This window comes from Janthinobacterium amylolyticum (assembly GCF_051380655.1).
GTDB lineage: Bacteria > Pseudomonadota > Gammaproteobacteria > Burkholderiales > Burkholderiaceae_D > Janthinobacterium.
The window spans coordinates 308,220-325,504 of record NZ_JBNYXL010000005.1; the positions used below are offsets into that span (position 1 = coordinate 308,220).

At 59.6% G+C, this 17,285-nt stretch carries 13 protein-coding genes; 5 read left to right on the forward strand and 8 right to left on the reverse strand.

Going from position 1 to position 17,285, the window contains the following annotated elements; translation table 11 throughout:
- Positions 1-87 precede the first annotated feature (87 nt).
- Positions 88-1,713: a GMC family oxidoreductase gene (locus ACQ4WR_RS12910; RefSeq protein WP_436487656.1), complete on the reverse strand. Its 1,626-nt coding sequence runs from the start codon at positions 1,711-1,713 to the stop codon at positions 88-90.
- A 1,500-nt stretch (positions 1,714-3,213) separates the two neighbouring features.
- Here ACQ4WR_RS12910 and ACQ4WR_RS12915 point away from each other — a divergent pair.
- Complete coding sequence (locus ACQ4WR_RS12915) at positions 3,214-3,972, forward strand: 5'-methylthioadenosine/adenosylhomocysteine nucleosidase (RefSeq protein ID WP_436487658.1); 759 nt, start codon at positions 3,214-3,216, stop codon at positions 3,970-3,972.
- Between the two features lie 164 nt (positions 3,973-4,136).
- On the opposite strand, the gene putA is transcribed toward ACQ4WR_RS12915, so the two are convergent.
- The gene (gene putA, locus ACQ4WR_RS12920) at positions 4,137-7,790 is read right to left on the reverse strand and encodes a trifunctional transcriptional regulator/proline dehydrogenase/L-glutamate gamma-semialdehyde dehydrogenase (protein WP_436487660.1); all 3,654 of its coding nucleotides are present in this window, start codon (positions 7,788-7,790) and stop codon (positions 4,137-4,139) included.
- A gap of 207 nt (positions 7,791-7,997) precedes the next feature.
- Between putA and ACQ4WR_RS12925 the strand changes: the two genes are divergently transcribed.
- Both ACQ4WR_RS12925 and ACQ4WR_RS12930 read left to right on the forward strand, forming a co-directional pair.
- Positions 7,998-8,453, forward strand: a complete 456-nt coding sequence (locus tag ACQ4WR_RS12925; RefSeq protein ID WP_010393827.1) for an Lrp/AsnC ligand binding domain-containing protein — start codon at positions 7,998-8,000, stop codon at positions 8,451-8,453.
- 202 nt (positions 8,454-8,655) lie between these two features.
- On the forward strand, positions 8,656-10,215 hold the full coding sequence (locus ACQ4WR_RS12930) for a methyl-accepting chemotaxis protein (RefSeq protein WP_436487662.1): 1,560 nt from the start codon (positions 8,656-8,658) through the stop codon (positions 10,213-10,215).
- Between the two features lie 151 nt (positions 10,216-10,366).
- Here the strand turns inward: ACQ4WR_RS12930 and ACQ4WR_RS12935 are convergent, their stop codons facing one another.
- Positions 10,367-11,347, reverse strand: coding sequence for a LysR family transcriptional regulator (locus ACQ4WR_RS12935; protein WP_034752642.1), 981 nt, complete (start codon positions 11,345-11,347; stop codon positions 10,367-10,369).
- Positions 11,348-11,544: 197 nt separating this feature from the next.
- Here ACQ4WR_RS12935 and ACQ4WR_RS12940 point away from each other — a divergent pair, with 197 nt between their 5' ends.
- Entirely contained in the window at positions 11,545-11,850 is a 306-nt protein-coding gene (locus ACQ4WR_RS12940; RefSeq protein ID WP_102293035.1) for a hypothetical protein, read from the forward strand.
- 61 nt (positions 11,851-11,911) lie between these two features.
- Here ACQ4WR_RS12940 and ACQ4WR_RS12945 read toward each other — a convergent pair whose 3' ends face one another.
- The 5 genes from ACQ4WR_RS12945 to ACQ4WR_RS12965 form a co-directional block, all read right to left on the reverse strand.
- Positions 11,912-12,508 (reverse strand): chalcone isomerase family protein, encoded by a 597-nt coding sequence (locus ACQ4WR_RS12945; protein ID WP_102293036.1) that lies wholly within the window; start codon positions 12,506-12,508, stop codon positions 11,912-11,914.
- Positions 12,509-12,608: 100 nt separating this feature from the next.
- Positions 12,609-12,875 (reverse strand): YfhL family 4Fe-4S dicluster ferredoxin, encoded by a 267-nt coding sequence (locus ACQ4WR_RS12950; protein ID WP_070218911.1) that lies wholly within the window; start codon positions 12,873-12,875, stop codon positions 12,609-12,611.
- Between the two features lie 14 nt (positions 12,876-12,889).
- Complete coding sequence (gene coaD / locus ACQ4WR_RS12955) at positions 12,890-13,387, reverse strand: pantetheine-phosphate adenylyltransferase (RefSeq protein WP_034752633.1); 498 nt, start codon at positions 13,385-13,387, stop codon at positions 12,890-12,892.
- Between the two features lie 112 nt (positions 13,388-13,499).
- A complete protein-coding gene (gene rsmD, locus ACQ4WR_RS12960) occupies positions 13,500-14,159 on the reverse strand; it encodes a 16S rRNA (guanine(966)-N(2))-methyltransferase RsmD (protein WP_436487665.1) in 660 nt (219 codons plus the stop codon).
- Positions 14,160-14,250: 91 nt separating this feature from the next.
- The gene (locus tag ACQ4WR_RS12965) at positions 14,251-15,147 is read right to left on the reverse strand and encodes a DUF6279 family lipoprotein (RefSeq protein WP_436487667.1); all 897 of its coding nucleotides are present in this window, start codon (positions 15,145-15,147) and stop codon (positions 14,251-14,253) included.
- Between the two features lie 27 nt (positions 15,148-15,174).
- Here ACQ4WR_RS12965 and glmU point away from each other — a divergent pair, with 27 nt between their 5' ends.
- Positions 15,175-16,551, forward strand: a complete 1,377-nt coding sequence (gene glmU, locus ACQ4WR_RS12970; RefSeq protein ID WP_436487669.1) for a bifunctional UDP-N-acetylglucosamine diphosphorylase/glucosamine-1-phosphate N-acetyltransferase GlmU — start codon at positions 15,175-15,177, stop codon at positions 16,549-16,551.
- Positions 16,552-17,285 lie beyond the last annotated feature (734 nt).

Sequence of the window (17,285 nt, forward strand, 5' to 3'; positions counted from 1 at the left end):
TACACAACTTAAATTTAACGCACAATACAGTATAACTACGGTCATTTCTGGCCAGCCCGAATGGCGCAAACAGGCGCTTTTAGCCCGTCATTTCCAGGCCGCGTGTATCATTTGCGCCGCCTTTTCCGCGATCATCACGGTCGGCGAGTTGGTATTACCAGAAGTAATGTACGGCATGATGGAAGCGTCGACCACGCGCAAGCCGGCCACGCCCAGCACCCGCAGCTGGCTGTCGACGACGCTCAAGGGATCGCTGGCCAGGCCCATGCGGCAGGTGCCCACCGGGTGAAAAATGGTGGTGCCGATCTGGCTGGCCGCCTGGGCCAGTTCTTCCTCGCTCTGGAAGGCGATGCCGGGCTTGTATTCTTCAGGCGCAAATTTCTGCAGTGCCGGCGCGGCGGCGATGCTGCGCGTCAGGCGCAGGGCATCGGTCGCCACCTTGCGGTCCTGGTCGGTACTCAGGTAATTGGGCACGATCTTCGGCGCCGCATAGCTGTCGGCCGAGGCGATATCGACCCGTCCGCGCGAGGTGGGACGCAGATTGCAGACGCTGGCTGTAAACGCGGGAAACGCATGCAATGGCTCGCCGAACTTATCCAGCGACAAGGGCTGCACGTGGTATTGCAAATTCGGCGTCGCTTGCTGCGGGTCGGATTTCGCGAACGCGCCCAGCTGCGATGGCGCCATCGACATGGGCCCGCTCTGGAACAGCGCATATTGCAAGCCGATCTGCATCTTGCCGAACATATTGCTGGCCATCACATTCAAGGTTTTCACGCCCTGCACTTTAAAGACCATGCGCAGCTGCAAATGGTCTTGCAGATTGCCGCCCACGCCAGGGGCATCGCGCACGGGCTCGATGCCATGCTGACGCAGCAAGGCGGCCGGGCCGATGCCGGACAATTGCAGCAATTGCGGCGAACCGATGGCGCCCGCCGTCAGGATGGTTTCGCGTTTCGCCGTCGCTTGCCACTGCGTGCCGCCGCCCGTAAACACGATGCCTGCGCAGCGCGGTCCCGCTTCTGTCGTTTCCAGTAATAACCGTTCCACGTGGCAACCGGTCATGATGGTCAGATTCGGGCGGCGCGCAGCCGGTTTCAAGAAGGCTTTCGAGGTATTCCAGCGGATGCCGCGGCGCTGGTTGACGTCGAAGTACGCGCTGCCGCTATTGTCGCCGCCATTGAAATCGCTGGTTTTCGGAATGCCGACTTGCTGCGCCGCATCGCGAAAGGCGTTCAGGATATCCCACGACAGGCGCTGTTTTTCCACACGCCATTCTCCGCCCACGCCATGGTTTTCCGAGGCGCCGCCGTAATAATCCTCGCTTTGCTTAAATAGCGGCAAGATTTTGTCCCAGCGCCAGGAAGCGTCGTCCGTCAGGTCGGCCCAATGGTCGTAATCGCCGGCCTGGCCGCGCATATAGATCATGCCATTGATGGAAGAACTGCCGCCCAGCACTTTTCCGCGTGGATAGATCAGGCTGCGTCCGCCCAGGCCCGCGTCCGCCTGCGTGGAATACAGCCAGTCCGTGCGGGGATTGCCGATGCAATGCAGATAACCGACGGGGATGTGGATCCACACATAGTCGTCCTTGCCGCCCGCTTCCACCAGCAACACACTGGCGTCCTTGTCGCGCGTGAGCCGGTTGGCCAGCACGCAGCCTGCCGTGCCGCCGCCCACGATGATGTAGTCGTATTCGCCTGCCGATTCCAATGAAGCTCCTTTAGGTATGCCATCAAGCTGTCGCGCGGCGTGTCTCCCCGCCGCGTCCCGTTACCAGAGTCTGTATTCGTTCATGCATGCACGGCCGTGCGCTGTGAGTCGCTTGCGAGCCGCAAGCCAGAGTACCACCTGTGCCGTGCCAGGGCGACATTAATCGCATTGCCATGGTTTTGGCGCGACAACAAGGCTGCGGACAGGGAAAAAAATCGTTTCAGACAAGGGTCATCAGCTGTGGATAACCATATGGATATCCACAGGTACACAATGTGCGTAAACGAAAATTTTTTTACCGTACTTTTTTTTGTCCAGAAACGGTCCTATGGGCATACAACGCTTACTCAGCGTTTATCCGCGCGCCAAGCGATTGTTTACAAGGATAAATCCGTAGTTATCCACAGAAGTTGTCGGCGTTAACTACTATTACTATGCTTGTATACAAGCTTGTTAAGGTAAACCCGACAACGCTGCGTTTTGTCCTGCTGCGCGCCATGACCGGCACCAACGTCAACATCACAAAAAAACAGCGCGTTGCAAAAAAAAAAATCGCGCCAGCAACTGCGCCACGAAAACCGGCACGGCCAACGTCACGCGCACAGCACTGCAAAACCGTTTTGCAATCAAGCAGACGCAAACGGTTCCTGCCAGGCACAGGACTGGTAACAAGATAGGTGTCAAGAGGGGGTTTTTGAAACGATTGTGGATAACTCACTTGATATCCACAGGATGACTTGTGTGTAAACACGAAGTTATGCGCAGGCCCGCATTTTATACAATTTCGCTCCTCGTGTGATACAGCGATTATGCACGCTTTATTTTTCACGTAAACGGTTGATCCTGTTGAAAAAAAGCGACTTATCCACAGAAAAATACGCGTTTACTATTACTACTATTTTTATATATAGATCTATTGTAAACCGACAAAAAAAGCGGAAGTCCGGGGATACTTGCAAAAAACAGGCATCGAACGGTAAAAAAAAAGTCAAAGGCGACAGCACGACGCACTGCCAAACCGTCTTCCAGGAATTACCTTGATGCCAGCGTCGGTGAAAGAACCGCGCCAGTGAACTGCCGACGTTCTTTGCACCGGCATGCGTATCGCGTCCCGGCAAGCGCCGAGTGGCCTGGATTGCAACAGAAACCCCGATTTTTGCTTGTCGTTGTGGATAAGTGCCTGCATATCCACAGGATGAGATGTGGGAAAAGTCGATCTTTGTCCACAAGCCGATTTTTATCCCAAACAAGTCCGGCGTGGATACAATGCTTGTGCGCCTACTTTTTTGGACGCCAAGTCGATGATTTTTATACGGTATACCGACTTATCCACAAAAAAATGGGCGTTTACTATCATTACTATTTTTATGTATACATCTTTATTTAAAACACAGAGACAAACGCGGACGGTGGAAAAGTTGCCCGAACGGCTGTCAAGCACGTGTTTTAAGTCTTGCAACCTGTAAAACCTGTAAAAACGGCATGTATCCACACAAAAAAATGCGTTTAGGCATCATCAGTGCCTTGCACGAAGAACAGCAGGGGCTGGTAGAAGCCATGCAAGGCCCCCAGAGGCACTCGCACGTCATGCGCGACTACACCCTGGGAACACTCTGGAATATCGACGCTGTGTGCGTCCTGTCGCGTCTGGGCAAGGTTGCCGCTGCCATGACAGCTTCTATCCTTGTGGAAAAGTACGGAGTTACCCACATCGTCTTCACCGGCGTGGCCGGCAGTGGGGATAAACACGTGAAAGTGGGCGATATCGTGGTCGCGGAAGCGCTGCTGCAGCACGATATGGATGCGCGTCCCCTGTTTCCCCGCTTTGAAGTGCCGCTGACGGGTCTGCAGCGCTTTGCCACGGACCTGGAGCTGAGCACGCAACTGGCCGGCGCTGCGGAAGATTTCCTGCGTAACGACGCTTCCAGCGTGCTGCAGGCGGCCGATATCGCGCAATTTGGTCTGCAGCACGCCAAAGTACATCGCGGCATGATTGCCAGCGGCGACCAGTTCATCAGCAATGCCGCGCACATCCGTCAATTGAAACAGGATCTGCCCGATTTGCTGGCCGTCGAAATGGAAGGGGCCGCCGTGGCGCAAGTATGTTTTGAACTGGGCGTGCCGTTTACCGTCATGCGCACCATTTCCGACAACGCCAACGAAGAGGCGGCAGTCGACTTCATGCGTTTCGTGCAGAGCGTCGCCTCACCGTATGCGTTTACCGTGATCCAGCAACTGTGCCAGCGCCTGGCTGGCTGATTTTTATTCGGCGTGCATAAAAAAAGGGCAGAACCACTGGTTCTGCCCTTTCTATTTCAACACAAGGGAAACTGAAAAATGTTCAGGGTGAGGCGCCTTGCCGCAGGCAGTACGACTGTACGGCCAGGCCAGGCAACAACGCCTGGAGTTTTTCTCAGCGTCCTTTAAACACTCAGCATCATCAGGCTGGCGTTACCGCCGGCCGCCGTCGTATTCACGCACAGCGCCCGCTCGGCGACCAGGCGCCACAGGGGGATGACACCCTCTTCCGTCGTCTCGATCGTGCCCACCAGGGCGCCTTCCCGGGCCGCCAGCAGTGGTTTGAGCTGGCTGTCGAGCACGGGTTCGATCATGGCGATCTGGAAATCATGCTTGACGGACTCCAGGCTGGTGACGACCTGGATGCGGTCTTTCAACGCCGCCGGCAAGTCGCCCGGGATCAATGCCGGCGATTGCGCCAGCACCAGCGCCTGGTTGCCCGTCGCCAGCACGGCCGCCAGCTGGTTCATCAGCACGCCCGTCGTGGCTGCCGCACACAGAATCGTGCCGCGCGCGGCAAAGCTCAGGGTATTGCGTTCGCCCGTCGGGCCTGGCAAGACGGTGGTGCTGCCCAGCAAGGTCGTACGCGTGTATTCCTGCGCCAGATGCATGACCTTGTCGTGGCCATGCATCTTCGCCCACACGGTCAGCGCATCGAGCGCCGGTGCCGCCTGGCGCTGGTGCTGCGCGCCGGCCGGGGCATTGCGCTGCAGGCGTTTCAGGTACAGCGGGCCACCGGCTTTCGGACCGGTGCCCGATTTGCCTTCGCCGCCGAACGGCTGCACGCCCACCACGGCACCGACGATGTTGCGGTTCACGTAGATATTGCCCACATGCGCGCGCTTGGTGATGAAGTCGATGGTTTCATCGATGCGCGTATGGATGCCCAGGGTCAAACCGTAACCGCTGTCATTGATCGATTGCACCAGTTGCGGCAATTCGGCGCGCTTGTAGCGGATCACGTGCAGCACGGGGCCGAACACTTCGTGCGTCAATTGCGACAGCGACTTGATTTCCAGCACGGTCGGGGCGACAAACGTGCCTTTCACGGTGGGCAGGTCGAGCGAATAATGGTCGAGGGCCACGGTCTTCATCTTGTTGATGTGCGCCAGCAGATTGCCTTGCGCTTCCGCATCGATGACGGGGCCGATATCCGTTGCCAGGCGGTCAGGATTGCCAACACGCAATTCCTGCATGGCGCCTTTCAGCATGTGGATGGTTTTATCGGCGATTTCCGCCTGCAGGAACAGCACGCGCAAGGCCGAGCAGCGCTGGCCGGCGCTGTCGAAGGCGGACGACATCACGTCCTGCACCACCTGTTCCGGCAAGGCGGACGAATCGACGATCAGGGCATTCTGCCCGCCCGTCTCGGCGATCAGGGGAATGTCGATGCTTTCCGCCACGGCACGCGCGGCCAGGTTGCGGTTGATCAGCTGCGCCACTTCCGTCGACCCTGTGAAAATCACGCCTTTTACGCGCGTGTCGTTGCACAGGCCGGCGCCAACCACTTCACCGCTGCCAGGCAAAAATTGCAGCGCGCCGCGCGGCACGCCAGCCGCATGCAGCAATTGCACGGCGCGCCAGGCGATCAGCGGCGTTTGCTCCGCCGGCTTGGCCAGCACCACGTTGCCGGCGGCCAGGGCGGCGGCCAGCTGGCCCGTAAAGATAGCCAACGGGAAATTCCACGGGCTGATGCAGGTAACGGGACCGAGCGCCAGGGTGTTGGGCGCATGCTCCACCTGCGCCGCGTAGTAGCGCAGGAAATCGACGGCTTCGCGGATCTCGGCGATCGCGTTCGGCAGGGACTTGCCCGCTTCGCGCACGGCCAGGGCCATCAGCTCGATATGGTGTTCCTCGAACAGGTCGGCCGCGCGCAGCAAGGCTTGCGCGCGGATCGACGGCTCCGTGGTCTGCCAGTCCATGGCGTAGGCGCTGGCGCTGGCCAGCGCCGTTTCCACATCCGCTGGGCCAGCTTCGGCAACCTTGCCGACGATATCGTCGTGTTGCGCCGGGTTATGGATGACCTGCGTGGGCGCGTTCAGGCTGACGGCACCATCGATCAGCGGCGTCGCCTGCCATTGATGCTGCTGTGCCAGGCCGGCGGCCAGGGTGCGCAGGGTGTCTTCATTCGACAGGTCCAGGCCGGACGAGTTCTTGCGTTCGTTGCCAAACATGTCCAGCGGCAGCGGAATCGACGGGTGCGGCAAGCCGCCCTGCAGGCGCGCCAGTTCCAGCGGATCGCGGATCAGGCTATCGATGGCCACGCTTTCGTCGACGATCTGGTTGACGAACGAAGAGTTGGCGCCGTTTTCCAGCAGGCGGCGCACCAGGTAGGCCAGCAGGGTTTCATGCGAGCCGACAGGGGCGTAGATGCGGCATGGCTTGTCCAGGTTGGCCGGGCCGACGACCTGGTCGTACAGGGTCTCGCCCATGCCGTGCAGGCACTGGAATTCGTAGTCGGTAATGCCGTCGCGCTTGGCCCAGGTGTAAATGGTCGACAGCGTTTGCGCATTGTGCGTGGCAAATTGCGGGTAGATATCCTTGCTGGCGGCCAGCAGTTTTTGCGCGCACACCAGGTAGGACACGTCCGTGTAGACCTTGCGCGTGTAGACGGGATAGCCTTCCTGGCCGTCGACTTGCGCGCGTTTGATTTCCGCATCCCAATACGCGCCTTTCACCAGGCGCACCATGAACTTGCGGTTGCTGCGGCGCGCCAGGTCGATAAGGTAATCGATGGCATACGGGCAGCGTTTTTGATACGCCTGCACCACGTAGCCAATGCCTTCAAAGCCGGCCAGGTCAGGATCGAAGGCCAGCGCTTCCATCAGGTCGAGCGACAGTTCCAGGCGGTCGGTTTCTTCCGCATCGATATTGAAGCCGATGTTGTACTGCTTCGCCAGCAATAGCAGCGCTTTGACGCGAGGCAACAATTCGTCCATGACGCGGGCACGCTGGGCGCGGCTGTAGCGCGCGTGCAGGGCCGACAGTTTCACGGAAATGCCGGGGCCGTTCTTGATGCCGCGGCCATTCGAGGCCTTGCCGATGGCGTGGATCGCCGTTTCATACGAGGCATAGTAGTTGGCCGCGTCTTTTTCCGTCAGCGCCGCTTCGCCCAGCATGTCGTACGAGTAGCGGTAGCCGCGCGTTTCGTTCTCGCGGCTGTTTTTCAGCGCTTCCTCGATGGTTTGGCCCGTGACAAACTGGTTGCCCAGCATGCGCATGGCCAGATCGACGCCCTTGCGTATCAGCGGTTCGCCGCCCTTGGCGATGAGTTTGGTCATGGCCGAGCCCAGGCCTGATTCGCTGCTGGTACTGACCAATTTGCCCGTAATCAGCAAGCCCCAGGTGGCCGCGTTGACGAACAGCGAGGGCGATTCGCCCAGGTGCTTGCGCCAGTCGCCCTTGCTGATTTTGTCGGCGATGAGGCGATCGGCCGTTTGACTGTCGGGTATACGCAACAGCGCTTCGGCCAAACACATCAATGCAACACCCTCTTCCGAGGACAGCGAGAACTCATGCATCAGTGCATCGACACCGGAGGCGCGTGTGCGTTTTTGGCGCACGGCGGAGACCAGACGGTGCGCCAGGGCCTGGCCTTCGGCCGTTGTTTCATCGCTGCTGGCGCGCACTTGCTGCAACAACCACTGCACGGCGGAAACCTCGTCGCGCCTATAGGCGGCCGTGATGGCAGCGCGTTGTGGCGTCGCTTCGGGCAGGATTTCCGCCTGGAGCGCGGCAAAGGGAATCGGGGTAAAAGCCGAGGGGCCAGCAGGGTGCATAGGAACTCTTTACAAGGAAAAAGAAGACGAAACTTGCGGTAATTCTTGCCCTTTTTTGGTGCAAAAAAATACAGAAAGTCGAACGTTAAGATGATTCGATTGTAAAGGGGATTCTTATGGATTAATTCTGGTAATACACAGCACTAGCAATAGATAGTTTTTGATGCGACAATTTAACCAAATAATATTTATATGGGGGTGATTCGCATGCTGGACAAGATCAGTAAGAAAATCCTGATGGAATTGCAGAGTGATGGACGCATCAGCAACGTGGAGCTGGCCGCACGTGTGAACCTGTCGCCTGCCGCTTGCCTGGAGCGCGTGCGCAAGCTGCATGAATCGGGCTACATCATGGGCTACACGGCCCAGTTGAACCCGCAGTTGCTCGACGTCTCGTTGCTGGTCTTCATCGAAGTGGTGCTCGATCGCACGACACCGGAAGTGTTCGACGCCTTCAAGCATAGCGTACAAATCATTCCAGAGGTACTGGAATGTCATATGGTTGCCGGCGGTTTCGATTATCTGGTCAAGGCGCGCGTCAAGGATATGGCCGCTTACCGCGAATTCCTCGGCAAGACCCTGTTGCAAAAAGGTGTGCGGGAAACCCACACTTATGCCGTCATGGAAGAGGTCAAAAACACGACCAAATTGCCGATTAAGTGACCGGGGAGTAGTGTCGCCTCTTTTGTGATTGAGCTATCGGAACAAATGTTGTAGGGTAGAACTACAATTCTGCTATCCGGTAGCCGCCTGAAACGACGCACAGACGCCAGTTCAGGGTGCAAGGCGGGCAATCGTGCCTCCCCGCATACGGTTACACCACGTCCCCGATGGGGGCGTGACGGTTTCGCGCAGCGGGGGACAAATGAAGCAGTTGCAGCATCAGCTGGTGCGTTTCTTTGTATTCACGATCCTGGCCATGGCCGTGGCCTGTTGCCTGGCCTATCTGCTGCTGCTGTCGGGCGGCGACCATCCCTATCTGATTGCCTGCGTGGCCGCCGCCATCGGCGCCGCGCTGCTGGCGTTTGCCAGCCGTCCGCGCGGCGAGCCGGGCTTGCACCAGTTCGCCGATACGGTGGGCACGGCCATCGACGCCATCATGATCGGCGCGGCGGAAACCTCGTATTTCGTCGACTCCGTCAAACAGAAGGTGGAACTCGACGTGCAGACGGCCAGCGACATCGCCGACAGTTCGGAACAGAACGCGGTGATGACGGAAAAGATCGCCGCCAATGCGGAACGGGCCGCCAAGGTGGCTGCCGGCGTGCGCGTGGAAAGCGTGGCGGCGCGCGCCGAAGTGGACCAGGGCTTGCGGCGCATCAATAGCGCCCGCGAGGAAGCGCAGGGCGCTTCCAGCGCCATGCTGAGCCTGCAGGAAAAATCCAGGCGCATCACGGGCTTTACGGAAGCCATTTCCGATATTTCCGCGCGCACCAATCTGCTGGCGCTGAACGCCGCCATCGAGGCGGCGCGCGCCGGCGAACATGGCCGTGGCTTCGCCGTGGTGGCCGGGGAAGTGCGGCAGCTGGCGCAGCGCACCAAGGAAGCCTCCGATGAGATCAGCGTGATGGTGCGCGAAATCAATGAGCAGTCGGAAAAAGCCGCGCTCGGCATGAGCTCGCTGGCTGCCGGCGTGACGGAAGCGGCGCGCAATGTGGAAAGCGTGCACGCGTCCTTGAGCCATATCGAGGAATCATCGGGCGTGTCGGAAGACGAGATCGGGCAGATCGCCCGTGCTTCGCGCGAACACGTCGACACGACGCAGGTCATTGCCGACGCCATCTTGCAAATCCGTGACAGCATGCTGTCGACCAACGCCGAATTGCCGCGTGCCACGCAATCGGCCATGGCCCTGGCCGAGCGGGCCGAAGTGATCGCCGGCGCCCTCGGTGAATCGAGCGTGGCCACGCCGCACGATGAAATCCGCGCGGCCGCCCAGCGCGCCGCGCGCGACGTGGGCAAGCTGTTCGAGCAGGCGATCGCTTCGGGCCGCATCACGCGCGAAGCCCTGTTCGACCGCCATTACCGGCCCATCCCGAACACCAATCCGCCCAAGCACAACACCAAGTTCGACGCGTTTACAGACAAGGTGCTGCCGGACTTGCAGGAAGGCGTGCTGGCCGCCCTGCCCCACCTGGCGTATGCGGGCGCCGTCGACAACAATGGATACTTTCCAACGCATAACAAGAAATTTTCCCAGCCGCTGACGGGCGACTACGCCACCGATATCGTCAACAACCGGACCAAGCGCATCTTCAGCGACCGCACGGGCGCGCGCTGCGGCAGCAACACCAAACCGTTCCTGCTGCAGACGTATAAACGCGACACGGGCGAAGTCATGCACGATTTATCCGTTCCCATCCACGTCGATGGCAAGCACTGGGGCGGCTTCAGGGTGGGATATCGTTCCAGCAGCCACGCATGATGAACATCTGATTAAATCTACTGCGCGTCGTAATTTGCGGCCTGCGATGCTCACTGTGCCAGAGCACAGTTCCGCTTCTCGGGCCAACGGGGGCGCCGAGCCTTACTTCCGCTCGCCACGATTTTCTCAGACGTTCGTGCCGCTAATTTTGTCACTCTATATGGGGCTTCGGTGCCACGCCGCCGCCGGCCGCCGTGGCGGTGCGCAGGGTGGGCGTGTTCATGCTTTCCAGGTGATTGCGCAGCCATTTGTGGGCGGGGCTGCGCGCGTCGCGCTCGTGCCACAGCATGTCCAGGTGGACGGCAGGCAAGGTCAATGGCAAATCCTTGTACAGCAGCGATTCCGTCATGCCCGTCGAGGCGATCAGATGGCGCGGCAGGACGGTGATCAGGTCGGAATTGGCGACGACTCTGCCGGCCGTGAAGAACTGGTTCACCGTCAACAGGATGCGCCGCTCGCGGTGGATCTGCGACAGCGCCTCGTCGATCAAGCCATGCGCGCGGCCGGAAAAGCTCACCAGCAAATGGTTCGCCGCGCAGTAGTTATCCAAGGTCAATTCCTTGTCGGCCAGCGGATGGCCGCGCCGCATCACGCACACATACTTGCCGGAATACAGGCGTTCATGGCGGATGGGCGAACCCGTCTCGCTCGACAATTGCGCCGCCACGCCGGGAAAGAAGCCGACGGCCAGGTCGATGTCGCCGCGCAGCAGCATCGGGCGCGGTTCGCGCGTGGTCAGCGGCATCATGCGCACGTTGACGCCGGGCGCTTCGCGTTCGATCGAGCGCATCAGGGAAGGCAGCCAGAACGCTGCCGTGGCGTCGGCCATGGCCATGCGGAAGGTGGCGTGGGTTTTCGACACGTCAAAGGTTTCCGGCGTGACGGCCGCTTCCAGGCTGGCCAGGGCCGAACGCACGGAAGGCCACAGGGCTTCGGCGCGCGGCGTGGGTTTCACGCCATACGCGGTGCGGATCAGCAACTCGTCACCGAGGCTTTCGCGCAAGCGCTTGATGGCGTTCGATACCGCCGGCTGCGTCATCGCCAGGTGGCCGGCTGCGCGCGTCAGGTTTTGTTCCGTCATGACGGCGTCGAAAACCCGCAGCAAGTTCAGATCCAGCGTCAGAAAACTCATGGAAAGCCCAGATAAAAGTTGAATTCAAAGTAATGTGTCATGAGTGTAAACCGCGCCGGGCACGAATATTTTCACTCGTTAAAAAATATTACATCTTTCCATTCATGATTCATATAATTGGTATCAAGAAATGGAATTAGATTTATATGTTGCACTGCACTATAGTACCGTCAAATTCTATAATGCACTGGAACAGTATGTCTACCTTCGCCTCCGCCCTGTACGCAGTATCCGCACCCGTGCTGGAGATTTCCCTGCTCAACGCCCTGCAAATCGTACTGGTGATCGTGGCTGCGGGCGCTTTTGCCCTGCTGTTCAAGCCTTTGCTGGTAGGCATTGCCCGCGCCATGGTGCTGGTGGTGCGTCCAAAGCTGAGCCGCGAGCAGCGCCTGGCGCGCCAGCAGATGCGCGAAGCGCAGTCGCTCAAGCGTACCTTGGGCAAGATGGATGGCGTATCGCCAAGCAATGCGGCTGAACTGCGCGCCCTGTCGAGCCGCGCCTAAGTTCGCTATTGCAGCATGACAAGCCGGTGCGAACCGGCTTTTTTTTCGTCCGCGTTGTTGGCTATGCCGTGTCGCCCAGCAAGTGGGCGCGCAACTGGGTGTCGGCCGGATGGGCGCCGATCCAAATTTTCAGCAGCGCATTGTAGAAGGCCAGCTCGGGTACCTTGTCGCCCACCTGCTTGCCGTTCAGCCTGCACAATGTGCCCTCTTCCGGCAGCCAGTCCACCGTCAGGATGTCGCCCTTTTTCAAGCCCGGGACCATTTCGAACATGGCGCCGAACTGCATCGTCTGGCTCAGCAAACGGGTACGGTCGGCCTGGTCGGAACTGCGGTTCAAGCCCTGCATGAAGGCCTTGCCCAGCTCGTCGGAGGTGATATCGCGCAACATGACGATTTCCAGGCGCCGCGGACCCGGCAGCGCCAGGATGTCGGCCAGCTGGGTTTTCTTTTCCGGCAGGTACAGGGCGATCGTGTAGACCTTGAAAATGACCTTGTAGCGCACGCCGGCGCCATTGAGTTTCAACTCGCGGCTGGCCAGCTGCACCGTATCGTCGAGCTTGACGCCGCCCACGTCGACGGCCAGGGCCGGCTGCGCCAGGGCGCCGCACAGGCTGGCGGCGGCCAGGCAGCGGGCCAGACGGGATGTGCTTATTTGCATCTTCTACCTCCGTGGATAACCAGGTGCTGCGGAACAGCCAGCACACAGTGTAGAACAGTTGGCAGAAGCTGGCGCCACGGACAGTGGCGTGGAGGAAAGGTTAAGGCTTGGCGGCAGGCAGCTCTGCCTGCAGGCGCTCGTACTTGGCCATCAATTGCTCCGGGCTTTCGCGCCAGGCGGGATTGAACGGGATGCAGCTGACGGGGCACACTTGCTGGCATTGCGGCTCGTCAAAGTGGCCCACGCATTCGGTACACTTGTTGGGATCGATTTCGTAGATTTCCGCGCCCATGTAGATCGCGTCATTCGGGCACTCGGGCTCGCAAATGTCGCAATTGATGCATTCGTCGGTGATCAGTAATGCCATGATTTCACTCTTACTTATTGCGATGAGGCCGCGTTGGCGGCAATCTTGTTTTGCAGCCAGCGGTTCACCGAGGGGAAGACAAACTTCGAGACGTCGCCGCCCAGCGCCGCGATTTCGCGCACGATGGTGCCGGAAATGAACTGGTACTGGTCGGATGGCGTCAGGAACATGGTTTCGACATCGGGCAGCAGGTAGCGGTTCATGCCCGCCATCTGGAATTCGTATTCGAAGTCGGAGACGGCGCGCAAGCCGCGCACGATGACCCGCGCTTCATGCTTGCGCACGAAATCCTTGAGCAGGCCGGAAAAGCTTTCCACTTGCACATTCGGGTAATGCCCCAGCACTTCGTTGGCGATTTCCAGGCGTTCGTCGAGCGAGAAAAACGGTTGCTTGTTCTTGCTGTCGGCCACACCGACGATCAGCTTGTCAAACAGACCCGATGCGCGGCGCACCAAATCTTCATGACCACGCGTGAGCGGATCGAATGTTCCTGGATAAACGGCTACAACCATTGCGGCTCCCTAACGATGCACCAATATAGACGCGCATTATGCCTGAAAATGGTGTCTACTTTGGTGCAGGGCCTCGGGCTGGGGGCTGTTTCTGCTCAATTAACAGGCAGATTCAGGCAGTTGCCGGTACTTTGTTGTAAGTTAGCAAATGATAGTAGACGGTGCCCGCCTTGTCGGCGCGGATGACTTCCCACGGCGCCATCCATTCCGGCTTCTCCAGGGCGCTATTCTCGTCGAAGACCAGCGGCAAGCCCGATTCCGCGTAGACCATGCCGCCTTCCTTGAGCAGGTTGGCGCACAGCGGCAAGGCTTTCGCCAGGAAATCCTGCTGGTAGGGCGGATCGAGGAAGATCAGGTCGAAGCGCTGGCCCCGTGCCGCCAGGCCTTGCGCCGTCAGCAGGGCGTCGCCGCGCAGCAGCTGCACGTTCTCGGCGCGCAATTTCGTCTTGTTCTCTTCCAGCTGGCGGATCACGGGCGTATGCGTGTCGACCATGGTGACGGACGCGGCGCCGCGGCTGGCCGCTTCAAAGCCCAGTGCGCCGCTGCCGGCGAACAGATCCAGCACCTGGGCACTGGACCAGTCGCCGTCGCGCAAGTGGTTGATCCAGTTGAACACGGTTTCGCGCACGCGGTCCGGTGTCGGGCGCAAGCCCAGTGCCTGCAACACAGGCAGCACGGAACGCTTCCACTGGCCGCCGATGATGCGCACCTGGTTCGGTGGCGGCGCGTGGTGGACGGGAACTTTGGCGGGTTTTTTAATCTTCTTTTGCATGGGGATTTCTTCAATTCAATGGCGGCCACTATAGCATATGGCCCCCTGGCCCAGCGCCCGCCCCCCGGCTGGCGCTGGCGTCCAGTTGGCCTTATTTGGGCTGGCTGGCGAGGGAATTGAAATCGTCGATCCAGCCCTGCATGCGCTTGATCGCATGCTCTTTTTGCGCCGGCGTGGCGATCTTGATCACCGTCAGGACCATCTGCGCCGTGCTGCTTTCGTAGGCATCAAAAAAGGCCTTGCGCTCGGAGTGCTCGAGGCGTTCGAAACTGTCCTTGACCAGGGTGTTGATGAGGGCCACGGTGGCGTCCTTGCCGAGCTTTTCCTGCTGCACCTTTTTTACCAGGTTGAGCACATTCTGCTGGCGCCGCATGCGTTCGTCGAGCCAGATCTCATTGTTCAGCGGGCGCGCGTCCGATGCCTTGCGAATCTGCGCTTCCTGCTCGCGGCTGAAACTGCCGAACCACAGCTCGAATTGCTCCATGGCTTTCTTGTAGCGCAACTGCTGGCGCTTGTCCTGGTCGCCGCTCAGGTATTTCTTGCGGTAATCGTCATTATTTGATTTGAACTTCTTTTCCATCTGCGCGATCTGCTCGGGCTTGAGCGAACGGGCCAGGTCGGCCAGCTCGGGCGCCGCCTTCAACAGCAGCGCCTGGGTGCGGTGCTTGATCTCGCTGTAGTCCGCCATCAGGTCCGCCTGCGTGACGTTGCCCTGCAGCTGTTTCTGGCCTGTGCGCAGGATTTCCACGTAATCCTTCAATTGCGTCTTGCGGTGCCAGTCGAACAGCTTGTCGATATCCTCGCGCACCCAGCCCTTCTGGTCGCGGTCCAGGTCGACGTAGGCGTTGAGCCACCAGTACAGCACGGTGTCGCCATTGTTATACGCGAGGCGCAAGCCGCTGCAGCCGGCGACGATGATGAACAGCATGGCCAGCACGGCGTAACGAAAGCGGCTGGAGAATGGGGGCTGCGTGTTAAACTTTTTCATATTCTTAACTTAAAAAAATTACGGTCTATGAACGTTGTCATTCTCGCCGCCGGTATGGGGAAACGCATGCAGTCGGCACTGCCAAAAGTACTGCACCCGCTGGCTGGCAAGCCGCTGCTGTCGCATGTGATCGATACAGCGCGTAGCCTGGCGCCGTCCCGATTATGCGTGATTTACGGGCATGGGGGCGCAGCGGTGCTGAAGTTGCTCGATGGCTACAACGCCAGCCATGCCGTGCAGATACAGGCCGCAGAACAGGCGCAGCAGCTCGGTACGGGCCACGCGGTGCAGCAAGCCGTGTCCCTGCTCGACGACACGGTGCCCACCCTGGTGCTGTATGGCGACGTGCCGCTGACCAGTGCCGCTTCCCTGCAGCAACTGGTGCAGGCCGCCGGCAAGGACAAGCTGGCCATCCTGACCGTGGAACAGGACGATCCTTTCGGCCTGGGCCGCATCGTGCGCGAACACGGCGCCATCGTGCGCATCGTCGAGGAAAAGGATGCCACGCCGGACGAGCGCGCCATCAGGGAGATCAACAGCGGCATCATGGTCGCGCCCACCGTTGCCCTGAAAAAATGGCTGGCGGCCCTGTCGAACAACAATGCGCAAGGGGAATACTATCTGACCGATATCGTTGCCCAGGCCGTTGCCGATGGCGTCGTCGTGACCTCCGCGCATCCTGCCGCCGTGTGGGAAGTGGCGGGCGTCAACAGCAAGGTGCAACTGGCGCAGCTGGAACGCATTCACCAGAACAATATCGCGCAAGCGCTGCTGGAACGGGGCGTGACCCTGCTCGACCCGGCGCGCATCGACGTGCGCGGCGAACTCATTTGCGGCCGCGACGTCAGCATCGACGTCGGCTGCGTGTTTGAAGGCCGGGTGGAATTGGGCGACGGCGTGCGCGTGGGACCCAACAACGTCATCATCAACGCCACCGTGGCGGCCGGCGCGTACATCAAGCCCTTCTGCCATATCGAAGATGCCGTCGTCGGCGCTGGCTCACTGATCGGCCCGTACGCGCGCCTGCGCCCGGGTACGGCCCTGGCCGAAGATGTGCATATCGGTAATTTCGTCGAAGTGAAAAACAGCCAGGTCGCCGCGCACAGCAAGGCCAACCACCTGGCCTACATCGGCGACGCCACCATCGGCTCACGGGTCAACATCGGCGCTGGCACCATTACCTGCAACTACGATGGCGTGAACAAGTTCCGCACGGTGATTGAAGACGATGCTTTCATCGGCAGCGACAGCCAGCTGATCGCGCCCGTCACCGTCGGCAAGGGTGCCACCCTGGGCGCCGGCACGACCCTGTCGAAAGATGCGCCGGCCGGCAAGCTGACCGTCTCGCGCGCCCGCCAATTGACCATCGACGGCTGGGCGCGTCCCGTGAAGATCAAGAAGTAAACCGTCACTGCAGTCCTTGCACACAGGCAGGCCATCGGCCTGCCTTTTTCTTTCTGTGGATAACTATGTGGGTAAGCCCGTCGACAAGTGCTGGATAAGCATGTGGGCAAGCTGCGCATAAGCTATGTGCAAGTTCTCACTTGATGGCCTGGCCTGCGCCTGTCCCCGCTCTTTTCACGTTTCCTGCCAGGGCCTCGCTGCCAGCCATGTGTTTATTCCCGGAATGTGGACAAGTCTGTGCGTAAGACTGCGGATAAGCGCTGCATAGCGCGGGGACAAGTGGGGATAACTCCTTCCGCACGCGGATGACGTTGACCGTGTATGTGGGTAAGTCTGTGGAAATGCCCGGGATAGGTGGTGGATAGCTGGTGGAAAACTTCGCTGTTTGATGCGCTGTCGTGATCATCCATTTGTTTTCGTGGAGTTCGCTTGCCTGGTGTGCGTCCATCATCGCTGCACGGGCCACGCCGCCTGCATTGTGCGGCGCTCACGGGCCTGGTTTCGCTGTTGCAAGCGGGTCGAGGCGGGTATCTGTGGATAAGCCTGTCGATAAGTGCCATATAAACTGTTGGCAAGCTGTGTGGAAGTGGTGCACAAGCCCATCTATTTTTCTCTGGATACGGTGCAAGACCCGATAATCGGATGGCATGGGGATATTGCCGGCGCGCGCAGGGTGCGGCGTCTGGCCTTGTCTGGCGAAGATCCCTGACAGGCACTGCCTGCCGCAGGTACCT